Here is a 20,752-nt window from a genome sequence, read left to right as displayed (position 1 = left end):
TGGTGGAGCGAGACGAATGACGGGTTCTGTGGCAAATCTAGCGGCACGCCGCCGCCGTATAGAGTCGATACGGCGGGGCGAGCGCACGCCGGGCGAACGCATCGTGGTGGTGGGTATGGACATCGCCGGTTCGTGGCAGCGATCGCGCGAGGCGGTGTCCGAAACATGTTCTGCCGCGCCTATAGAAGACACGGTGCCGGACTGGACCCAGACGCCCTACGGGCAGGCGGTCACTTCCTGCGTCGGTGAGCTCGAAACCGTGGCGCGCGAGAGCGGCATGGTGGCCGCGGTGAGCGATGCCGAAGGCCGGCTGCTCTGGACCGGCTGCAGCCGCAGCATGCGCAACCGCGCGGAGCGGGTGCATTTCGTTCCCGGCGGCCGCTGGGACGAGCGCTCGGTCGGCACCAATGCGCTGGCGCTGGCGCTGCGCTACCGGCGCCCGGCCAGCGTGTTCTCGGCCGAACATTTCATCCCGGCGGTGCAGGACTGGGTGTGCTACGCCGCCCCGGTGCGCGACGCCACCAGTGGCGAGGTGCTGGGCGTGGTCGATCTGTCGACCACCTGGAACAAGCATTCGCCGCTGGCGCTGCACGCGGTCGAGCGTTTCGCGCAGCGCGTATCGCAGGCGCTGCAGTCGCTGAGCCACATGCCGGTGCTGCGCCTGCGCACGCTGGGTACGCCGCAGGCGGTGCTGCAGGGCAGGGCGATGCCGCTGTCACCGCGGCAGCTGGAAATCCTTTGTCTGCTGGCGCTGCACCCTGAGGGGCTGGATCTCGAGCGCATGCACGCCGCGCTGTACGGCGACCGCCCGGTCAGCGTGGCCACGCTGAAGACCGAGGTGTCGCAGCTGCGTGAGCGCCTGGGCGGCGCCATCGGATCGCGGCCTTACCGGCTGCTGGTGAACTGGCAGGCCGATTTCCGTGATCTGGAACAGGCGCTTGACGCCGGCCGCATCGAGAACGCGCTCGGCATCTACCGCGGCGCCTTCCTGCCCCGCACCGAAAGCCCGCTGCTGCGCGCCTGGCGCGACTGCCTCGAATCGCGGTTGTCAGAAGCCATCTTCCGCGTCGACAACCCGGACGTCCTGCTCAACCACCTCGGCCAGTCGCCCGAGGCGGTGGACGCCCTGCAGCGCCTGAGCGAGCTCCTCTCCCCCGACCACCCGGGCCGCGCGCTGCTGGCCAGAACGTTCGGCGAGGTCTGAGGCGGCCCTGTCGCGGTCTTCCGGCCGCGGCCTGCAGCCTGGTCGATGACGAACGGGCGCCGTTTACCGAGGGGCCGCTCTTGCCCGGGTGGCGCCAGGTGGGGCGGCGGCACGCTGTATACTTCCGGCCACTTCACCCCGGGAGCTCCCATTGATCCGTATCAGCAGCCAGTTCGACAGCGGTGCCATCGAGGTGCTGGACTGTTCGGATGCGTCGAACATCCGCCTCAACCTGCCGTCTGACAACGCGGCGGCGTTCCGGCAGTGGTTCCACTTCAGGTTGCAGGGCGCGCGCGGACAGGCGTGTTCCATCAGTTTCGAGAACGCCGGCCAGTCGGCCTACCCGGGCGGCTGGGACGGTTACCGGGTGGTGGCCTCGTACGACAGGCGCAACTGGTTCCGGCTGTCGGCCGGCCAGTACGACGGTGAGCGCTACACCTTCCGCATCACGCCGGATTTCGACAGCGTCTATTTCGCCTACTTCGAGCCCTATTCGTGGGAGCGGCATCTCGAACTGCTGGGCGAGGCGGATGCCTCTCCGGTGGCCACGGTGAGCGATCTGGGCGCGACGCCCGATGGCCGCGACCTGAACCTCATCACGGTAGGTCGACCGGCCCCCGGGCGGCGCAATGTGTGGATCACCGCGCGTCAGCATCCGGGTGAAACAATGGCGGAGTTCTATGTCGAGGGCCTGCTGCGCCGGCTGTACGACACTTCGGACCCGGTGTCGCGTCGCCTGCTGGAGCGTGCCTGTTTTCACGTCGTGCCCAATATGAATCCGGACGGCGCGGTGCGCGGCAATCTGCGCACCAATGCCCGCGGCACCAACCTGAACCGCGCCTGGCGCGAGCCGGATGTGCAGAGCAGCCCGGAAGTCGCCCTGGTGCGCGCGAAGATGGAAGCGACCGGTGTCGATGTGTTTCTCGACATTCATGGCGACGAAACCCTGCCTTACGTGTTTACCGACGGCAACGGCATGGTGCCCGGCTTCACCGACGCGCATCGCGAACAGGAACGCCGCTTCACAGACGCACTGCTGGCGGCGAGCCCGGATTTCCAGATGACCGAGGGCTATGCGCCAGACCGTTTCACTGACGAGCTGCTCACGCTGGCATCGAAATGGGTGTATCACCGCTTCGGCTGCCTCGCGCTCACGCTTGAAATGCCCTTCAAGGACAATGCCAATCTGCCGGACGGGCTGTTCGGCTGGAGCAGCGCGCGCAGTCAGCGTCTGGGGGCGGCCACGCTGCAGGCTCTGCTGGCGGCGCTTGAAGACCGCACGGGCAATTGAATTCACTTTTGAAAACTTCGACGGACCTCTCTGAATGAAGATCACCGTAATCGGTACCGGCTACGTAGGCCTGGTGTCCGGGGCCTGCCTGGCCGAGATGGGCAACGACGTGCTGTGCCTGGACCTGGACCCGGAGAAGATCCGCATCCTGAAGGAGGGCGGCATTCCCATCCACGAGCCGGGACTGGACGCCGTGGTGGCGCGCAACGTGGAAGCGGGGCGCCTGCACTTCACCACCGACGTGGCCGAAGCGGTGCGCTTCGGCACCATCCAGTTCATCGCGGTGGGTACGCCGCCGGACGAGGACGGCTCGGCCGACCTGCAGTACGTGCTGTCGGCCGCGCGCAACATCGGCCGGCTCATGACCGACTACAAGGTGGTGGTCGATAAGAGCACGGTGCCGGTGGGCACGGCTGACAAGGTGAAGGCGGCGATCGCCGAAGAGCTGGCGGCGCGCGGCCTCAGCCTGGAATACGCGGTGGTGTCCAACCCCGAGTTCCTGAAGGAAGGCGCGGCGGTGGAGGACTTCATGCGTCCGGACCGCATCGTGGTCGGTGCTGACGACGAGCGCGCGGTGCATCTGATGCGCGCGCTGTACGCGCCGTTCCAGCGCAACCGCGACAAGCTGGTGGTGATGGACGTGCGCAGTGCGGAACTGACCAAGTACGCCGCCAACGCAATGCTGGCCACGCGCATCAGCTTCATGAACGAACTGGCGCTGCTGGCCGACCGCATGGGCGCGGACATCGAAATGGTGCGCCAGGGCATCGGCTCTGACCCGCGCATCGGCTACCACTTCCTGTACGCCGGCTGCGGCTACGGCGGCAGCTGCTTCCCGAAGGACGTGAAGGCGCTGATCCGCACCGCCCGCGAAAACGGCCAGGCGCTGCAGGTGCTGCAGGCGGTGGAAGACGCCAACGACGTGCAGAAGATGGTGCTGGTGGACAAGATTGTCGCGAAGTTCGGCGAAGACCTGTCGGGTCGGCGCTTCGCGCTGTGGGGTCTGGCGTTCAAGCCCAACACCGACGACATGCGCGAAGCGCCGAGCCGGGTCATCATCGCCGAGCTGTTCAAGCGCGGCGCCACGGTGACCGCCTACGACCCGGTGGCGATGGTTGAAGCGAAGCGCATTTTCGGCGACGAGCCGCGGCTGGCCTACGCCGAGAAGCCGATGGACGCGCTGGAAGGTGCGGACGCGCTGGTGATCGTGACCGAGTGGAAGGAATTCCGCAGCCCGGACTTCGAGCGCATCAAGGCGACGCTGAAGCAGCCGGTCATTTTCGACGGCCGCAATCTGTACGAAACCGAGCTGCCGCGCAGCTTCGGCATCGAGTACTCGGCCATCGGCCGCCGCTGAGTCGCGCACGATGAAAGTACTGCTCACCGGCGCCGCCGGCTTCATCGGCATGCACGTGGCCCAGCGCCTGCTGGCCCGCGGCGACGAGGTGGTCGGGCTGGACAACCTGAACGACTACTACGAAGTGTCGCTGAAGGAGGCGCGCCTGGCCCGGCTCACGCCGCAGCCCGGTTTCCGCTTCGTGAAGATGTCGGTCGAGGACCGCGACGGCATGGCGCAGCTGTTCGCCACCGAGCGCTTCGACCGCGTCGTGCATCTGGCGGCACAGGCCGGTGTGCGCTATTCGCTGCAGAATCCGCACGCCTATGTCGACGCCAACATCGTCGGCTTCATGAACATTCTGGAAGGCTGCCGCCACGCCGGCGTGCAGCATCTGGTGTATGCCAGCAGCTCCAGCGTGTACGGCGGCAATACGAAGATGCCGTTCAGCGAGGCCGACAGCGTCGACCACCCGGTGAGCCTGTACGCCGCGACCAAGAAGGCCAACGAACTGATGGCGCACACCTACAGCCATCTGTATGGCGTGCCCACCACCGGCCTGCGTTTCTTCACCGTGTATGGCCCCTGGGGCCGGCCGGACATGGCGCTTTTCCTGTTCACCAAGGCGATGGTGGAAGGGCGTCCGATCGACGTATTCAACCGCGGCGACATGCAGCGCGATTTCACCTTCATCGATGACATCGTCGAAGGCGTCATCCGCACGCTGGACCGCCCGGCCGAACCGGATCCGGCCTTCGATGGCGACCGTCCGCATCCGGGTCATTCACGGGCGCCGTACCGGGTTTTCAACATCGGCAATCAGGGTCCGGTGAAGCTCATGACCTTCATCGAGGCCATCGAACAGGCGCTGGGCATCACCGCGCAGAAGAACCTGCTGCCGATGCAGCCGGGCGATGTGCCGGCCACCTATGCCGACGTGTCCGAACTGACCGCCTGGACCGGCTTCTCGCCGGCTACCCCCATCCACGAAGGCGTCGCGCGCTTCGTCGAGTGGTACCGGGCGTACTACAAAGTCTGAAGGCGCTCAGGGGGCTTGAACGAGCCCCTTGAGGGTGGCTGCTCGTGCAACTGCCGTAGCTTGAGTGGATTTTGTGGGAGCGGCGACCCGCCGCGATGGGTCTTTGCCCAGCGCCATCGCATGAGCAGCCGACGAATCGCGGCGGGGGCGCCGCTTGTATGTTCACCTTCGGCAAGCGTAGTAGTGGACGCTTGTCGGGCGGAGGGACGAGCGCCGCATCTGACGGCAAGCACGTACAGACAGTGGGAGAGATGTCCCGCCTTCACCCCCGAGCACCGATGAGGAATCCTTCGGACCGCGTCTGACCCGGTACCGACCATATCCTGCAAGCCTGTGCCCAGGTGACCCCGACAAGCCCTTCAACCATAGTCCGGAGGTGCTCATCGTGACAAGTCAGACCGAATCCCCCCGCTTTGGCATCGACGTCTCCAAGCGCTGGCTGGACATCGCCGAGTACGGCCGCTCGCCGGTGCTGCACATCGACAACACCGCCCCGGCCATCCGCGGCTGGCTGCGCACCTTGCCCCCGGGCGCCTGCCACATCGCCTGCGAATCCACCGGCACCTACCACCGCGCGCTGGTCGAGCTGCTCATCGGCGCCGGTCATCGGGTGTATCTGATCGACGGCTACACGCTGTCCAGATACCGCGACACGCTGGGCCAGCGCGCCAAGACCGATCGGCACGACGCGGGGCTGATCGCCCGCTATCTCGCCCACGAAGGGGCGCGTCTGCGCCCGTTCTCGCTGCCGCCCCGTGCGGTGACCGAACTGCGCGCCCTGTTGCGCCGTCGCGCCACACTGGTGCGTTGCCTGGGCCGCATGCGTCAGAGCATGGAGGAGCTGCCCGGCTTCACCCGCCAGGTGCGGGCCGTCACCGAGCGGATCCAGGCGCTGATCAAACGGCTGGAACAGCGCATCGCCGCGCTGATCGGCACCAGCGGCTGGGGCGACCCGTACCGGCGCATTCTCAAGGTCGAAGGTATCGGCGCACTCACCGCCGCCGGTCTGTGCGCCACGTTTCACCGCGCCGCATTCGGCCGGGCCGATGCCTTCATCGCCTTCCTCGGCCTGGATGTGACCGTGCGTCAGTCGGGCACCCAGCGCGGACGCGGAGCGCTCAGCAAGAAAGGCGATGCCGAGATGCGCCGCCTGCTCTACAACGCCGCCATGGCCGCCAGCCGATCCAGTACCTGGCAGCCCTTCTACCAGCGCATGCTCCAGCGCGGATTCAGCCGCACCCAGGCGCTGGTCGCACTGGCCAGAAAGCTCGCAAGGATCGCCTTCTCGCTAATGAAGAACGCTTCCGACTACGTCCCTAAACAACACGAAAACGCTTGCGCTCGAACATAGAATCTCCCACAGGGCCGTCGCCGGCCGTCGCTCAGCTGCCCTGCAGCCGGTAATTCACCGGCAGCACGAAGCTGAACTTGCGGTGCGCCAGGCTGCCCGGGAAGGGCGGCAGCTTCATCTTGCGCCCGACCTCCACCGCCGCGTTGTCGAGCACCGAAAAGCCGCTGGACTGCTTCACGGTCACATTCACCAGCTGACCGTTGTCGAACTCGAACACCAGTTCCAGCGAACCCTGCTGGTTGCGGGTGCGGGCGACAGCCGGGTATTTCTGGTTCGATTCGAACAACTTGCCCACTTCGCGACCAAAGCTGTTGATCAGCGCGTCATAGTTTTCCGGCGGCGGTGCGACCGGCGCGGGGGCCGGTGGCGCAGGCGGTGCCGGGGGCGGCGGCGGGGCGTCTATCGGCGGGAGCGGGGCCGGCGGCGGCTGTACCGCAACCACCCTTTCCGCCGGTGCGTCGGCCGGGGCGGGAGGCGCGGCGAGTACCGGCAGCGGCGGTGCCGGGCGCGGCACATCCTTAGGCGGCTTTGGCGTCGGCTTGGTCGGCGGCGGAGGCGGCGGTTCGATGATCTTCTGTGGAGGCGGCGGGGGCGGCGGCACCGGGCGCTCCGGCTCGATCATCCGGATGTCGACACGTACTTCCGGCTCATGCACGCGCGGCACATACACCGATGCCCGCCATACGACGAAGGCATGAACAAGGATGGAGGCGACAAAGGCGGCTGCCCACAGCCAGGAGCGAAAACGGGAGAAGTCCCGGAAATACGCAATATAGGGTGGGCGAAGTACGGAGGTCGGATTCATCAGCGGTGCTGGGGCAAACCCGGACGAGTGGTTTGTTCTGTTCCGGGCGGGGCAGTGGCGGACTTTACCTGATAGACCGCACCCGGTGCACGGTCGGGATTTTTTCCCGGGTCCGGGCGGCGTTTCAGGGCTGTGCGTGCGGCGTACGGCGGATCACCCGCATCAGCAGTCCGCCGATCAGGATGCCCGCCAGTGCAGTGGACAGCAGCGTCGCGAACCAGAAGCCGGCAGCGCCCATCGGGGCGGTCACGCCTTCGAGCCCGTGGAATGCCAGCCACGCGCCCAGGCCCAGCCCGACGCCCCAGAAGCACACGGTGTGGACCAGCATCGGCGCCAGCGTCACCTTGTAGCCGCGCAGTGCGAACGAGGCCAGCGTATGCGCCGCATCGACCAGCACGAACAGCACCACATAGGGGATCAGCCCAAGGGCGACCGTGAGCACCGCCGGGTCGGTGCTGAACAGCGTCAACAGCGCGTCGTGCACTGCCCACAGCGACAGCCCGATCACCACCGCGAGGCCGCTGGCCAGTGCGACACCGGTCAGTGCAGTGCTGCGGGCCAGAGCCCAGTCACGTGCGCCGGCGGCCTGACCGACACGCACCAGCGTGCCGCTGCCCAGCGCCAGCGGCAGCATGAAACACAGACCGTTCAGATTGGCCACCACGCGATGCCCGCCGACCACGTCGGGGCCGAGCCGGGCGACGAACAGCGCGATCAGCGTGAAGCTGGTGATTTCGACGAAATTGGATACCCCCATCGGCCCGCCCAGTCGCAGCATGTCGCGCTGTGCCCATGCGCGTGGCGCCTGCCAGTCGGCGAAGGGGCGCAGGGTACGCATGCGGCGCGACACGAGCAGATAGCCCAGCCCCAGCAGCACCGACAGCGCATTCACCGTCAGTGTGGACAGGCCGCAGCCCAGTGCGCCCAGCGGTGCGCCGAAAAAGCCGGTGGTGAGCGCCCATGCCAGCGGCACATGCACCGCCAGACAGGCCAGCATGATGAGCATGACCGGCCGCGGATGACCGATGCCGTTCATCAGCGCCTGGAAGGCGCGGAACAGCAACGCGCACGGCACAGCCCAGGCCAGCGCGGCCAGATAGGCGCGCGCCTTGGCTTCGACCACCGGGTCGAGCCGCGACAGCGCGAGCAGCGGGTCGGGAAAGGCCAGCAGCAGCGCACCTGGCACGGACAGGAACAGCGCCAGCCACACCGCTTGCTGGAAGGCCGGCGTGATGTCTTCATGGCGACCGGCGCCGACGTGGTGGGCGATGATGGGCGAGGCCGCCTGCAGCACGCCGATCAGCGCGATCACCACCGACACGAACAGACCGCCGCCCACCGCGACCGCGGCCAGGTCGACCGTGGCGTGGTGGCCGGTGATGAGGGTGTCGGCGATGTGGGTGCCGATGCCGGCCAGCTGCGAAACGAACATCGGCCATGCAAGCGACAGTATTCCGGCGGCGGTGCCGCGCGGCGTTTCGCGGGCAGCCGTGCTCATGCCGGGGTCAGCGCGCCAGCGCGCGCGCGGCGTCGGCCACCAGTGCAGGGCCGCGGTAGATCAGGCCGCTGTACAGCTGCACCAGCTGTGCGCCGGCGTCGATCTTGGCTTTCGCGTGCGCGCCTTCGGTGATGCCGCCGACACCGATCAGCGGCACCCGGCCGTCCAGCCGCTGCGCCAGCGCGCGCAGCACCGCGGTCGACTTCTCATACACCGGCGCACCGGACAGACCACCGGCTTCGCCGCCATGCGGCAGGTTTTCGACGCCGGTGCGCGACAGCGTGGTGTTGGTGGCGATCAGTGCGTCGATGCGGTGACGCGCGGTGGCGTCGGCGATCGCCTCGATCTGTTCCGTGTCGAGATCCGGGGCGATCTTCAGCGCGATCGGCACCACGCGGCCCGCGGCCGCGTCGAGCTTCCGGCGCTCCGCGTCGAGCGCGCCCAGCAGCTGATTCAGTTCGTCAGCGCCCTGCAGCTGGCGCAGGTTCTTGGTGTTCGGGCTGGAAATGTTCACCGTGATGTAGCGCGCGTACGGGTGCGCGCCACGCAGGCCGATCAGGTAGTCATCGGTGGCCCGCTCGATCGGCGTGTCGGCGTTCTTGCCGATGTTGATGCCGAGGATGCCGCCTTCGCGCACCCAGCGCGAGCGCTTCACGTTCTCGATCAGCGCGTCCAGACCGAGATTGTTGAAACCCATGCGATTGATGATGGCGTTCGCCTGCGGCAGCCGGAACATGCGCGGCTTCGGATTGCCCGGCTGCGGCCGCGGCGTGATGGTGCCGATCTCGATGAAGCCGAAGCCCAGGCGGGCCAGACCGTCGATGGCGGCACCGTTCTTGTCCAGTCCGGCAGCCAGACCGACCGGGTTCGGGAAATCGATGCCCATCACCCGCACCGGGTTTGCGGCGATGCGCTGCTGCGGCACCAGACCGGGGTGCTTCGAGAGCGTGCCCAGTGTCAGTTCATGGGCATGCTCGGCGTCGAGCGAGAACAGCAGGGGGCGCAGCAGCGGGTAGAGCATGGCGGAATCCGGATCGGGCGCACCGCGATGCTGCGGCGCAAAGGCGCGGATTATCGGCCCGCCACCGGGACGAGGCAACCGGCGCATTGCGTTGTCCGGCGCAGTCTCGCCAGCAAACGCCGAAATCGCGGCGGGGGCGCCGCTCCCACGATCAGGCTCGGTGGCGGCCGGCGGGTTTCTGGGAGCGGCGCCTCGCCGCGATGGGGCCTGCACCCGGCGCCGTCTCCTGAACAGGCGCTGGAATCGCGGCGAGGGCGCCGCTCCCACAATCTGGGCTCGGCGGGGACTGGCTGGTTTCGTGGGAGCGGCGCCTCGCCGCGATGGGGCCTGCACCCGGCGCCGTCTCCTGAACAGGCGCTGGAATCGCGGCGGGGGCGCCGCTCCCACAAGGTAGAAGCGGTTTCAGCCGGCTTTCTTTGTCCTATGCTTTTTGCATGATAGGTCTTCCCTCTTCCCACCGTTTGCGCAAGGGCCGTCATTCTCAGACATGCGCTACCTATATGGTCACGACTACGACGATCGGGCGTGCTCCGATATTCCGTGACCTGACCGCAGCGCGCTGCGTGGTCCGAACGCTTGCCGCTGCTGTCGAGCGCGGAGAGCTTGCGCTTCTGGCGTATGTGCTGATGCCGGATCACCTTCATTGTCTGCTGACATTGACCGGCTCGCTGTCGCTGCAGGCGCTGATGCAACAAATGAAGTCCGTCAGTGCGCACCGCTGTGGCCGGCGACTCTGGCAGGCAGGCTTCCACGATCACGCGCTGCGCGACGAGGACAGTCTGATCAACTGTGCTCGCTACATCGTGGCGAATCCTGTCAGGGCAGGGCTGGTGGACCGGGTTGGAGACTATCCGCATTGGGACGCGATCTGGCTGCCGGGGTGAAGCGTATGGCCTGCGTCCTGCGCTGTCTCGTGAGCATGCGCCGAAATCGCGGCGAGGCTCCCACGATCAGGCCCGGTGGGGGGGCGGCGGATTTTGTGGGAGCGACGCCCCGTCGCGATAGGGCCTGTACTTGGCGCCGTCTACCGAGCAGGCGCCTGAATCGCGGCGAGGGCGCCGCTCCCACGGAATTTGCAGGGCGTCTCAGTACTGGTGGGAGCGGCGCATCGCCGCGATGGGTTCAGCCCAGGTCGTCTTCGTCCAGCTCTCGCCAGGCGCTGTTGATGCGGCCTTCGAGCGGGCGGAAGCGGGATTTGTAGGCCATCTTGGCGCTGTCGCGTATCCAGTAGCCGAGATAGACATGGTGCAGGCCGAGCAGTCGGGCGAGGCGTACCTGCCACAGGATGTTGAAGGTGCCGTAGCTGGCGCCTTCGACGTCCGGGTCGTAATAGGTGTAGACCGACGACAGGCCGTCGTCGAGGATGTCGATGATGCTCACGATGCGCAGTGGGGCGTCGGGCGCGCTGCCTTCGCGGAATTCGATCAGCCGGGTGTCGACATGGCTCTGCAGCAGGAAGTGCGCGTACTGTTCGCGCGAATCCTGGTCCATGCCGCCGCCGCTGTGACGGCTGGACTGGTAACGCTGGTACAGCGCGTAATGCTCTTCGCGGAAGGACAGCGGCGCCTCGCGCGCGACCAGATTTTCGTGCTTCTTCTCGGCACGACGCTGGGTGCGCGACGGCACGAAGCGCTCCACCGGCAGGCGCACCGGCGTGCAGGCGCGGCAGGCGTCGCAGTAGGGCCGGTAGGTGAACACGCCACTGCGCCGGAAGCCGGCGCGCACCAGATCGCTGTACAGCCGGGCATCGATCAGGTTGGATGGCGTGGCGACCTGCGAACGCGCGGTACGCCCCTGCAGATAGGAACAGGCATAGGGCGCCGTTGCATAGAACTGCAGTGTGGTGAAGGGCAGGTCCTTGAGCAGCGCCATGGCGTCAGCGTTCGGTGTTCAGTCTCTGAAGTAGTGCGGAATCTCGTCGGGACGCCAGCGTCGCGGATGGGCCGACAGCACCGACTGTGACAGCACGCGGCAGAATTCGCTGCGCGCAATTTCACGGCCGCCCATGGACGCCAGATGCGCGGTGTTCATCTGGCAGTCGATCAGTTCGACGCCCTGCGATTCAAGATAGCGCGCGACATGCACCAGCGCAATCTTCGATCCGTCGCGTACCCGGCTGAACATCGATTCGCCGTAGAACATGCGGCCGATGGCCATGCCGTACAGGCCGCCCACCAGTTCGCCCTCGACCCAGGTTTCGACGCTGTGCGCCCAGCCCTGCGCGTGCAGCGTACAGTAGGCCGCGATCATCGGTTCCGATATCCAGGTACCGCGCTGGCCGTCGCGCGGTTCGGCGCACAGCTGCATCACCTGCTCGAAGGCGGTGTCGCAGCGCACTTCGTATGGACGGTTGCGCAGCACCTTCCGCATCGACGGCGTGATGCGGATTTCCGATGGCACCAGCACCATGCGCGGGTCAGGGCTCCACCACAGCACCGGCTCGCCTTCGGAGAACCAGGGGAAAATGCCCTGCCGGTAGGCGTCGAGGATGCGTTGCGGCGTCAGTTCGAGGCCGGCGGCGAGCAAGCCGTTCGGCTCGTCCAGCGCCTGCGTGACCGGCGGAAAGGCGTCGCCCGGTTCCAGCCAGGGAATCACGCTGCGCGGGCGGCCGCCTCGGGGTGGCGGAAGGCCACCACATGGTCGGCGTCGAGCCGGATGCCGATGAATTCGCCGATCGCGTGATTGTGATGAGATGGCACCAGCGACAGCACGCGCTGGCCGGACGCCAGCCGCAACGTGTACAGGAACTCCGCGCCGCGGAAGGATTTGCCCATCACTTCGGCGCGCAGCGGCGCGGCGTCGTCATGCACCACGTCGTCCGGCCGCAGCAGCACATCGACCCGGGTGTTGCCAGCGCAGTGCGGGCAGCCGTCCTTGCATTCGAACGGGAATTCGCTGCGCAGCACGCCCAGTTCCAGCTCCACTTCGTGGTCGCCGCGCAGCGTGCCGGGCAGGAATACGCCCTGGCCGACGAAGTCGGCGACGAAGCGGCTGGCCGGGCGGTGGTAGAGGTTGTACGCGCTGTCCCACTGCAGCAGCTCGCCGGCCTTCATCACGCCGATCTCGTCGGCGATGGCGAACGCTTCCTGCTGGTCGTGGGTGACCAGAATGGCGGTGATGCCGCGCGCTTTCAGGATGTCGCGCAGTTCGACCGCGAGCCGGGTGCGCAGCTCGACGTCGAGGCTGGAGAACGGTTCGTCCAGCAGCAGCAGTTCCGGATCCGGCGCCAGTGCGCGCGCCAGCGCCACGCGCTGCTGCTGGCCGCCGGACAGCTGGTGCGGGAATTTGTCGGCGTGCTCGCTCAGACCGACCACTGCCAGCATTTCGTCGGCACGGGCGCGACGTTCCGCGCGCGAGCCGCTGCGCAGGCCGAAAGACACGTTGTCGGCCACGCTCAGATGCGGGAACAGCGCGAAGTCCTGGAACACCATGCCGACCCGCCGCTGTTCCGGCGCGCGGTGCTGCTGCGGCGTGGACACGGTTTCACCGCGGATGGTGACGCGACCGCCGGTCAGCCGCTCGAAACCGGCGATGGCGCGCAGTATGGTGGTCTTGCCGCAGCCGGACGGACCGAGCAGACAGCCGATGTGACCCCGTTCGAGGCTGAGCGAGAGGTCGCGGACGACTTCGGTGGCGCCGTACGCGATGCGTACGGATTCAAGCTGCAGTTGTGACATGAACCGAAGTCTGAGGGCGGCGGCAGGACAAATCAGTGATCTGTATCAAGATCGATAATCGCTCTCAATTATAATGCAGCGCCGTCATGTGGGCAGCGTTCCGCACGACAACACACCGCAACCGAAAGCCGGCACGGCCGGCAAAGCCCATCCGCCACGTGTTCGCCCGCCGTTTTCACCCCCTCTCCCTGAGTGCGCTGCTGCTGGCTGCGCTGGTCGCCGCACCGGTGCTGTCGGTGCTGTTCAACCTGTTCGCCGGCGGCACCGGCGATACCTGGGCGCATCTGGCGTCCACCGTGCTGCCGGACTACATCGCCAGCACGCTGTGGCTCTGCCTGTGGGTGGGGCTGGGCACCGCGACCATAGGCGTCGCGGCCGCGTGGGCTACCGTGATGTGGGAATTTCCGGGCCGCCGCGTGCTGGAATGGGCCATGGTGCTGCCGCTGGCCACGCCAGCCTACGTCATGGCCTATACGTATACCGATCTGCTGCAGTTCGTCGGCCCGGTGCAGACCGCGCTGCGCGACACCTTCGGCTGGGAGCGGGGTGATTACTGGTTCCCGGACGTGCGCAGCACCGGCGGTGCCGCCTGCATGTTCGTCGCGGTGCTCTATCCCTATGTCTATCTGCTGGTGCGCCAGTCGCTGATCGAGCGTGCGGCCGGCCTGAACGAGGCGGCGCGCATGCTGGGGCAGGGCGCCTGGTCGGCTTTCTTCCGTATCACCCTGCCGCTGGCGCGTCCGGCCATCGCCGCCGGCGTGTCGCTGGCGCTGATGGAAACGCTGGCCGACTACGGCGCGGTGAGCTATTTCGGCGTGCAGACCTTCACCACCGGCATTTACCGCGCCTGGTTCTCGCTCGGCGACCGGGTGGCGGCCGCCCAGCTGGCTGCGGTACTGCTCGGATTCGTCGCCACGCTGCTGCTGCTGGAGCGCTTGAGCCGCGGTGCCGCGCGCTTCCACGACAGCGGCCGCGCCGGTGGCAGTGCTCGCCGGCATGCGCTGTCGCCGTTCGCCGGCGGTTGCGTGAGCGTGCTCTGCCTGCTGCCACTGGCGGCCGGCTTCCTGATTCCCGCCGGCGTGCTGCTGAAGTGGGCGTTTTCCGAAGGCGATGCGCAGTTCGGCGAACGCTTCATCGGGCTCGCGCTGAACAGCTTCACGCTGGCGGCCACCACCAGCCTGTGTGCGGTGGCGCTGGCGCTGCTGCTGGCTTACGCGGTACGCGTGAGTCGGTCGCGGCTGGTGGCGCTGGCGCGCGGCGCGGTCGGCCTCGGCTATGCGGTACCGGGCGCGGTGATCGCGGTGGGCATCCTGATTCCGGTCACCCGGCTGGATCACGCGCTGTCCGGCCTGTGGGAACACTGGACTGGCCACAATCCCGGTCTGCTGCTGACCGGCGGCATTGCGGCCCTGGTGTACGCCTATCTGGCGCGCTTCCTGACCGTTTCGCTGCAGTCGGTCGGCTCGGGTCTGGCCCGCATCACGCCCAGCATGGACGAAGCAGCGCGCAGCCTCGGCCTGGGGGCCGGCGAAACGCTGCGCCGGGTGCACTGGCCCATGCTGCGCGGAAGCCTGTTGACCGCTTCGCTGCTGGTATTCGTCGATGTGATGAAGGAACTGCCGGCCACGCTGGTGATGCGGCCGTTCAACTTCGACACCCTGGCCACCCAGGCCTACACGCTGGCCAGCGACGAGAGGTTGCAGGAAGCATCGACTTCGGCACTCGCCATCGTAGTGGTGGGTCTGCTGCCGCTGATCGCGCTGTCACGCCAGATCGCGCGTTCGCGGCGGAACTGAGGTGCGGCGCTGAACAGTCGCCGGGAGTGCGGCGGCTTTGCTGGATGCGGTGTGGGGTGCAGGCACTTTCGCGGCGGGGGCGCCGCTCCCACAGGTGTCCGCAGTCTGTCGCCGACTTCGTGGGAGCGGCGCCCTCGCCGCGATTGCGGCGGCTGTGCAGGAGCCTTCGCCCAATATGGGCCCAGTCTGTGGCAGGGCGCCGTGGCTGCGGCGACCGCGCTCAGATCCCCGGCGGATCGACCGGTTCGTTCAGCACCAGCCAGTACAGGCCAAGCTGGCCGACCGCGTAGATGAATTTCTCGAAATCCACCGGCTTGCGGATGTAGCTGTTGGCGCCGAGCTGGTAGGCCTCGTAGATGTCCTGCTGTTCGCGCGAAGTGGTCAGGATGACCACCGGCAGCAGATTGGTACGGGCGTCGGCCCGGACGCGGCGCAGCACTTCGAGGCCATCGACGCGCGGCAGCTTCAGGTCGAGCAGGATGACGGCCGGTGCCACCGACAGATCGCGTCCGACGTAGGCGCCGGTGCCGAACAGGTAGTCGAGCGCTTCGACTCCGTCACGGGCGACCACGACTTCGTTCGCGATGCGGTTCTTGTGAAAGGCGCGAAGCGTGAGCGCTTCGTCGTCCGGATTGTCTTCAACCAGCAGTATCGGGCGTTCGCTTGCCATAAAAAACAGCCTGTCAGGTCGCCTGCATCATTGCGCGGCGGGCTCCAGCGTAAAGAAGAAGCATGCGCCGCGTTCCACTTCGGCTTCTGCCCAGATCCGGCCTCCGTGCCGCTGGACGATGCGGTGCACGATGGCCAGTCCGATGCCGCTGCCAGAGAATTCGCCCACCGAGTGCAGCCGCTGGAAGGGGCCGAAGAGCTTTGTTGCGTAACGCATGTCAAAGCCCGCGCCGTCGTCCTTCACAAAATACACGAGCTCTCGATCATGCTGCAAGCAACCGATCTCGATGCGTGCGCCATCGTGGCGGCTGGTGAACTTCCAGGCATTGCGCAGCAGGTTGTCGAGCGCGATGCGCAGCAGATTGGCGTCAGCATACACGCGCATCGACGGCTGGATGAGGAATTCTGTCCGCCGGTCCGGCTCCGACTTGGTCAGTTCGGAACACAGCTCTCCGGCCACGGTGCTCAGATCCACCATCTGGCGGTTCATTTCATTGCGCGTGATGCGGGCCAGGCCAAGCAGGTCATCGATCAGCCGGTGCATGCGCTGGGTGCCCGCGCGTATGCGATTCAGATAGTCGCGACCGCGCTCGTCGAGCTGGTCGGCATAGTCTTCCTCGATCATGCGCGAAAAGCCGTCGATGCCACGCAGCGGTGCTGCCAGATCGTGCGACACCGAATAGCTGAAGCTTTCCAGTTCGCGCATCGCGGTCAGCAGTTCGGCGGTGCGTTCGCGAACTCGGGTTTCCAGGCGCTGGTTCATCGCCAGCACGCTGCGCTCGGCTTCCTTCTGGGCGCGGATGTCCAGCCCGGTGCAGAGCAGATGGGGCAGGCCGTCGAGATCCAGCCGGTACAGGCTGAAGGCGTGGGTCAGGTGCTCGCCGCCGGCCGACAGCAGGTCGGCCTCGAAGCTGGAGTCGCGATGCGTGAGCGCGCGCCGGGCCTGTCGCCGCAGCAGCGGGCGGAACACCTCCGGGAACAGGTCGAGTGCGGATTTGCCGATCAGGTCAGGGGATCCATGGCCTGTCACGGTCTGCAGGTTCTCGTTCCAGCGGCGCAGTGCGCCGCGCGCGTCGACCAGGAAGAACACGCCGGGCATGCTGCGCACCAGTGCGGCTGAGAAGTGCTCTTCGCGACGGGCGGCATCCAGCGCGCGACGGCGTGCCGTGTCATCGGAAAAGATCCAGATCGTTTCTTCCGGTGAGCTGGTCCGGGTGCTGACCTGGCGTACCGAAACATAGGCGTGCAGCGGGCTGCCGTCGCGCCGCATCAGCATCGCTTCCTGCGCGTGCGGCTGCGGCGCGTTGCGGCCGGCCCCTTCGAGCAGCGCAGGCAGTTCGTGGTAGCTGTTGAAGAACAGGTCCATCGTGCAGCCGATCAGTTCGCTCTGCCGGTAGCCGAAGATTTCTTCGCAGCGCCGGTTGCAGTCGGCGATCTGGTTGTCGCGCACATAGACGATGGCCACCGGCACGTCGTCCAGCAGCGCCTGCTTTTCGGCGGCCAGCCTGACCACGGCCTCTTCCGCCAGTTTGCGTTCGGTGATGTCGGTGATCGAGCCGGAAAAGCGCAGCACCTTGCCGTTGGGGCTGCGGGTGGCGAGGCCGCGGTCGCGCACCCACAGGTAGCGGCCGTCGGCATGGCGCATGCGGTATTCGATGTCGAACGATTCGCGGCGCAGGAAGTGTTCGTCGATCGCGTGCTGCAGCCGCGCCAGATCGTCCGGATGAACACGCTCCAGCAGATCGTCATGGGTCTGCGGCTGCTGCGCCTGCGAAATGCCGAGGATTTCGCTGAGCCGCGGTGACAGGAAGTAGCGGCCGGCGCCCAGATCCCAGTCCCAGGCGCCGTCGAAGGAGCCGCGCACCGCGTGGAACAGCCGCGCCTCGCTTTCGCGCAGCGCATCCAGCGTCATGCGTTCGCGGGTCACGTCTTCCAGCGTGCCGGACACGCAGCGGGCACCGCCCTGCGCGTCGCGGTCGGCGCTGGCGCGCAGCCGGAACCAGCGGTAGGTGCCGTCGCGCACGCGCAGCCGTATCGGGTCGTCGGTGCGCTGCAGATCGCCGCGCACCAGCCGTTCACGCGCCCGACGAACCGTGCCGGCATCGTCCGGATGCACCGCTGCACGCCACTTGAACTGGCTTTCAAAGGCGTCGTTCGCGGTATAGCCCAGCAGTTCCGGAAAGCGCGGGCTGTACCAGGTTTCACCTGAGGCCGGCCACCATTCCCATTCGGCTTCGTCGTGGGCGCGCACGATGCGGCCCAGACGCTGTTCGCGTGCCGCGGCCTCGTCGCGCCGGGTCGACAGCGTGAAGGCGGCGTTTTCCAGCGCGCGTGCCAGCGGTGCCAGCAGGCTGTCGGTGATGCGGTCGAGACTGGGCCGGCCGCCTTGGGCGATGACCGCGCTCGCGCCTTCGAGCGCGGACAGCGAGGGCGCCAGGCGCCGTCGCAGCGTGGTGCCGGCGCCCCAGGCGACCAGCACGCAGAAGCCGGCCAGCGCGATTGCCGGCAGCAGTGTGCGCACCAGCAGGCTGCCACCGCTGTCCTGCAGACGGACCACGGACAGCAGGCCGACCGGACGCCCCTGGTGGAGAATGTTGCCGTCGATCTGCAGATGGCGTTCGCTGCCGGTGGGCGGTGCGCCCTTCAGTTCGGCGATCAGTGCGCCGTCGGCGTCGCGTACCGAGGCCGCGATCAGCTGGTCGCGCTGCGCGGCCTGGGCCAGCGCACGCCGGACCGCGTCCGCCCGCTTGTCGGCGAGCGCTTCGGCCAGTTCGTGACCGAGCGTGGCATGCACTGCTGCGGTGTCATCGCGGCCGGACAGTGCGGCCAGACCGAGCGACACCATGAGCACGAACAGGCCGAGCGCCAGGCCCTGCCACAGTGCCCGCGAATGGCTGTGCCGGCGGGCGCGTGCCGGCGATCCGGCATCCGCACCGCGGCCCTGTCCGGCAGCGGGCGGGTGTTCCGCTTCGCTCATTGCGCCAGGTCTTCGGCCCGCAGCAGAAACACCGGCGCGCTGGCCGAATCGGTGTCCAGCCAGACCAGCGGCAGGTCGGGCAGGGCGGCTTCGGTTTCTGCCTGGTTGTGGCCGATCTCGACCAGCAGCAGACCGCCCGGATTCAGGTGACGGCCGGCTTCGGCGACGATGCGGCGCACGATGTCCATGCCGTCGGCGCCGGCGCCCAGCGCCATCGCCGGCTCCTTGCGGAATTCCTCCGGCAGCGCGTCCATCGCGGCATCGGTCACATAGGGCGGATTGGACAGGATGAGGTCGTAGCGGCGGCCTTCGAGCGGCTCGAACAGGTCGCCGTGCAGCACCTCGACCCGGTCGCGCAGACCGTGGTCATGGATGTTGAGCTGGGCCACCTTGAGCGCGTCGGCCGACAGGTCGACCGCGTCCACTTCCGCGTCCGGGAAGGTGTGGGCGGCGGCGATGGCCAGACAGGCCGAACCGGTGCACAGGTCGAGGATGCGGCTGGGGGCGCCGGTGTCGTCCAGCCAGGGCGAAAAACCGTCCTGCATCAGTTCGAAAATGTGCGAACGCGGAATGATGACGCGCGGATCGACCCGGAAGCGCAGACCGCCGAGCCAGGCTTCGCCGGTGATGTAGGCGGCCGGTTCGCGTTCTTCGCAGCGGCGCTCGACCACGCGCATCAGGCGTTCGCACTCATCGACGGTCAGCGCCGCGTCGAGAAAGGGCTCCAGCCGGTCGAGCGGCAGATGAAGCGTGTGCAGCACCAGATACACCGCCTCGTCCCAGGCGTCGACGAAGCCCTGGCCGAAGGACACTTCGGCCGCGCCCATGCGGCTCATCAGGAAGCGCAGCCAGTCGCGGACCGACAGCAGTTCTTCCGGCGGCAGGGTCTTTTTCGGGGCGGGCGTCTTTTCGGAAGATTTCAGTTTCATGCGGCGGAGTCCGGACCGAGCAGGCGGTCGAGCAGGTTTTCATAGATGCGAGACAGCGGCTCGATGTCGGCCACCGCCACGCATTCGTTCAGTTTGTGGATGGTGGCGTTGCTCGGGCCGATCTCGACCACCTGGGTGCAGATGTCGGCGATGAAGCGGCCGTCCGAGGTGCCGCCGGTGGTCGACAGTTCGGTGTCCAGTCCGGTCACGTCACGGATGGCGGCGGCGGCGGCATCGACCAGCGTGCCGCGCGGCGTGAGGAAGGGTCTGCCGCCCAGCGTCCAGGCGATGTCGTAGTCCAGTCCGTGGCGGTCGAGAATGGCGGTCAGCCGCGCCTTCAGCCCGTCCGGCGTGCTGGCGGTCGAGAAGCGGAAGTTGAACAGCACTTCCAGCGTGCCCGGAATGACATTGGTCGCACCGGTGCCGGCCTTGATGTTTGAAATCTGCCAGCTGGTGGGCGGGAAGTACTCGTTGCCTTCGTCCCAGGTCACCGCGGCCAGTTCGGCCAGCGCCGGCCCGAACAGGTGGATCGGGTTCTTCGCCAGATGCGGGTAGGCGATGTGGCCCTGCACGCCCTTGACCGTGAGCTTTCCGGACAGCGAGCCGCGTCGCCCGTTCTTGATCATGTCGCCGACGCGGGTGACCGAGGTCGGTTCGCCCACCACGCAGTAATCGAGGCGTTCGCCGCGTGCCGCCAGCGTTTCGACCACGCGCACCGTGCCGTCGATGGCATCGCCTTCTTCGTCCGATGTGAGCAGGAAGGCGATCGAGCCGGCGTGGTCCGGGCAGCGCGCGACGAAGCGCTCGGTCGAGGTGACGAAGGCGGCCAGCGAGGCCTTCATGTCGGCCGCACCGCGGCCGTACAGCATGCCGTCACGGATGACCGGTTCGAACGGGTCGCTGTGCCACTGGTCGAGCGGACCGGTCGGCACCACGTCGGTGTGGCCGGCGAAACAGAACAGCGGCGCTGCACTGCCGCGACGCGCCCACAGATTGGACACGCCGCCGGCGTCGATGCGCTCGAGCGTGAAACCGGCCGCGGCCAGCCGCGTACCGATGGTTTCGAGACAGCCGCCATCGACCGGCGTCACCGACCGCGTGGAAATGAGCTGACGGGTGAGCGCCAGAGTGGCTTCGGACATCAGGGAAGTTCCGGAAG

General features: G+C 67.4%; 17 protein-coding genes. 7 read left to right on the top strand and 10 right to left on the bottom strand.

Annotated elements, in window-relative coordinates:
• The first annotated feature begins 16 nt into the window (after positions 1-16).
• The 5 genes from METUNV2_RS0110270 to METUNV2_RS0110250 all read left to right on the top strand — a co-directional run bounded on the left by METUNV2_RS0110270 (position 17) and on the right by METUNV2_RS0110250 (position 6,221).
• A complete protein-coding gene (locus tag METUNV2_RS0110270; protein WP_026188056.1) occupies positions 17-1,204 on the top strand; it encodes a GAF domain-containing protein in 1,188 nt (395 codons plus the stop codon).
• A gap of 151 nt (positions 1,205-1,355) precedes the next feature.
• Positions 1,356-2,495, top strand: a complete 1,140-nt coding sequence (locus METUNV2_RS0110265) for a M14 family metallopeptidase (protein ID WP_018229385.1) — start codon at positions 1,356-1,358, stop codon at positions 2,493-2,495.
• 34 nt (positions 2,496-2,529) lie between these two features.
• Entirely contained in the window at positions 2,530-3,852 is a 1,323-nt protein-coding gene (locus tag METUNV2_RS0110260; protein WP_018229384.1) for a UDP-glucose dehydrogenase family protein, read from the top strand.
• Positions 3,853-3,862: 10 nt separating this feature from the next.
• Positions 3,863-4,870 carry an NAD-dependent epimerase gene (locus METUNV2_RS0110255; protein WP_018229383.1) on the top strand — a complete coding sequence of 336 codons (1,008 nt, stop codon included), beginning with the start codon at positions 3,863-3,865 and terminating at the stop codon, positions 4,868-4,870.
• Positions 4,871-5,246: 376 nt separating this feature from the next.
• Positions 5,247-6,221 (top strand): IS110 family transposase, encoded by a 975-nt coding sequence (locus METUNV2_RS0110250; RefSeq protein WP_018229382.1) that lies wholly within the window; start codon positions 5,247-5,249, stop codon positions 6,219-6,221.
• 31 nt (positions 6,222-6,252) lie between these two features.
• Here the strand turns inward: METUNV2_RS0110250 and METUNV2_RS19375 are convergent, their stop codons facing one another.
• The 3 genes from METUNV2_RS19375 to METUNV2_RS0110235 form a co-directional block, all read right to left on the bottom strand.
• Positions 6,253-7,026 (bottom strand): energy transducer TonB, encoded by a 774-nt coding sequence (locus METUNV2_RS19375; RefSeq protein WP_026188054.1) that lies wholly within the window; start codon positions 7,024-7,026, stop codon positions 6,253-6,255.
• Between the two features lie 124 nt (positions 7,027-7,150).
• Positions 7,151-8,524 (bottom strand): MATE family efflux transporter, encoded by a 1,374-nt coding sequence (locus METUNV2_RS0110240; RefSeq protein WP_018229380.1) that lies wholly within the window; start codon positions 8,522-8,524, stop codon positions 7,151-7,153.
• A gap of 7 nt (positions 8,525-8,531) precedes the next feature.
• Entirely contained in the window at positions 8,532-9,545 is a 1,014-nt protein-coding gene (locus METUNV2_RS0110235; RefSeq protein WP_018229379.1) for a quinone-dependent dihydroorotate dehydrogenase, read from the bottom strand.
• 434 nt (positions 9,546-9,979) lie between these two features.
• Between METUNV2_RS0110235 and METUNV2_RS0110230 the strand changes: the two genes are divergently transcribed.
• Complete coding sequence (locus METUNV2_RS0110230; protein ID WP_026188053.1) at positions 9,980-10,429, top strand: REP-associated tyrosine transposase; 450 nt, start codon at positions 9,980-9,982, stop codon at positions 10,427-10,429.
• Positions 10,430-10,667: 238 nt separating this feature from the next.
• Here the strand turns inward: METUNV2_RS0110230 and METUNV2_RS0110225 are convergent, their stop codons facing one another.
• Genes METUNV2_RS0110225 through METUNV2_RS20350 form a run of 3 tightly spaced genes read right to left on the bottom strand, consistent with a single transcriptional unit; the run spans position 10,668 to position 13,222 of the window.
• Positions 10,668-11,417 carry an arginyltransferase gene (locus METUNV2_RS0110225; protein WP_018229377.1) on the bottom strand — a complete coding sequence of 250 codons (750 nt, stop codon included), beginning with the start codon at positions 11,415-11,417 and terminating at the stop codon, positions 10,668-10,670.
• Positions 11,418-11,435: 18 nt separating this feature from the next.
• Positions 11,436-12,140, bottom strand: coding sequence for a leucyl/phenylalanyl-tRNA--protein transferase (aat, locus tag METUNV2_RS0110220; protein WP_018229376.1), 705 nt, complete (start codon positions 12,138-12,140; stop codon positions 11,436-11,438).
• Positions 12,137-13,222, bottom strand: a complete 1,086-nt coding sequence (locus tag METUNV2_RS20350; RefSeq protein ID WP_018229375.1) for an ABC transporter ATP-binding protein — start codon at positions 13,220-13,222, stop codon at positions 12,137-12,139. The genes aat and METUNV2_RS20350 overlap by 4 nt, the downstream gene beginning before the upstream one ends.
• 86 nt (positions 13,223-13,308) lie before the next feature.
• Here METUNV2_RS20350 and METUNV2_RS0110210 point away from each other — a divergent pair, with 86 nt between their 5' ends.
• A complete protein-coding gene (locus METUNV2_RS0110210) occupies positions 13,309-15,018 on the top strand; it encodes an ABC transporter permease (RefSeq protein ID WP_232415658.1) in 1,710 nt (569 codons plus the stop codon).
• 220 nt (positions 15,019-15,238) lie between these two features.
• On the opposite strand, the gene METUNV2_RS0110205 is transcribed toward METUNV2_RS0110210, so the two are convergent.
• Genes METUNV2_RS0110205 through dapE form a run of 4 tightly spaced genes read right to left on the bottom strand, consistent with a single transcriptional unit; the run spans position 15,239 to position 20,735 of the window.
• Entirely contained in the window at positions 15,239-15,688 is a 450-nt protein-coding gene (locus tag METUNV2_RS0110205; RefSeq protein WP_018229373.1) for a response regulator, read from the bottom strand.
• A gap of 27 nt (positions 15,689-15,715) precedes the next feature.
• Positions 15,716-18,664 (bottom strand): PAS domain-containing protein, encoded by a 2,949-nt coding sequence (locus METUNV2_RS0110200; protein WP_018229372.1) that lies wholly within the window; start codon positions 18,662-18,664, stop codon positions 15,716-15,718.
• Positions 18,661-19,593: a 50S ribosomal protein L3 N(5)-glutamine methyltransferase gene (prmB, locus tag METUNV2_RS0110195; protein ID WP_018229371.1), complete on the bottom strand. Its 933-nt coding sequence runs from the start codon at positions 19,591-19,593 to the stop codon at positions 18,661-18,663. The genes METUNV2_RS0110200 and prmB overlap by 4 nt, the downstream gene beginning before the upstream one ends.
• Positions 19,590-20,735, bottom strand: coding sequence for a succinyl-diaminopimelate desuccinylase (dapE, locus tag METUNV2_RS0110190; protein ID WP_018229370.1), 1,146 nt, complete (start codon positions 20,733-20,735; stop codon positions 19,590-19,592). The genes prmB and dapE overlap by 4 nt, the downstream gene beginning before the upstream one ends.
• Between the last annotated feature and the right edge of the window lie 17 nt (positions 20,736-20,752).

Source organism: Methyloversatilis universalis EHg5 (assembly GCF_000378945.1).
Taxonomy (GTDB): domain Bacteria; phylum Pseudomonadota; class Gammaproteobacteria; order Burkholderiales; family Rhodocyclaceae; genus Methyloversatilis; species Methyloversatilis universalis_A.
Note: the sequence above shows the minus strand (reverse complement) of the source record. Positions and strands in the feature narration are given on the sequence as shown.

What these genes read in the sequence shown, in the direction of transcription:
- METUNV2_RS0110270 (WP_026188056.1), top strand. Translation starts at nt 17, where the DNA reads ATGACGGGTTCTGTGGCAAATCTAGCGGCACGCCGCCGCCGTATAGAG.
- METUNV2_RS0110260 (WP_018229384.1), top strand. Translation starts at nt 2,530, where the DNA reads ATGAAGATCACCGTAATCGGTACCGGCTACGTAGGCCTGGTGTCCGGG.
- METUNV2_RS0110255 (WP_018229383.1), top strand. Translation starts at nt 3,863, where the DNA reads ATGAAAGTACTGCTCACCGGCGCCGCCGGCTTCATCGGCATGCACGTG.
- METUNV2_RS19375 (WP_026188054.1), bottom strand. Translation starts at nt 7,026, where the DNA reads ATGAATCCGACCTCCGTACTTCGCCCACCCTATATTGCGTATTTCCGG.
- METUNV2_RS0110240 (WP_018229380.1), bottom strand. Translation starts at nt 8,524, where the DNA reads ATGAGCACGGCTGCCCGCGAAACGCCGCGCGGCACCGCCGCCGGAATA.
- METUNV2_RS0110235 (WP_018229379.1), bottom strand. Translation starts at nt 9,545, where the DNA reads ATGCTCTACCCGCTGCTGCGCCCCCTGCTGTTCTCGCTCGACGCCGAG.
- METUNV2_RS0110230 (WP_026188053.1), top strand. Translation starts at nt 9,980, where the DNA reads ATGATAGGTCTTCCCTCTTCCCACCGTTTGCGCAAGGGCCGTCATTCT.
- METUNV2_RS0110225 (WP_018229377.1), bottom strand. Translation starts at nt 11,417, where the DNA reads ATGGCGCTGCTCAAGGACCTGCCCTTCACCACACTGCAGTTCTATGCA.
- METUNV2_RS20350 (WP_018229375.1), bottom strand. Translation starts at nt 13,222, where the DNA reads ATGTCACAACTGCAGCTTGAATCCGTACGCATCGCGTACGGCGCCACC.
- METUNV2_RS0110210 (WP_232415658.1), top strand. Translation starts at nt 13,309, where the DNA reads ATGTGGGCAGCGTTCCGCACGACAACACACCGCAACCGAAAGCCGGCA.
- METUNV2_RS0110205 (WP_018229373.1), bottom strand. Translation starts at nt 15,688, where the DNA reads ATGGCAAGCGAACGCCCGATACTGCTGGTTGAAGACAATCCGGACGAC.
- METUNV2_RS0110200 (WP_018229372.1), bottom strand. Translation starts at nt 18,664, where the DNA reads ATGAGCGAAGCGGAACACCCGCCCGCTGCCGGACAGGGCCGCGGTGCG.
- prmB (WP_018229371.1), bottom strand. Translation starts at nt 19,593, where the DNA reads ATGAAACTGAAATCTTCCGAAAAGACGCCCGCCCCGAAAAAGACCCTG.
- dapE (WP_018229370.1), bottom strand. Translation starts at nt 20,735, where the DNA reads ATGTCCGAAGCCACTCTGGCGCTCACCCGTCAGCTCATTTCCACGCGG.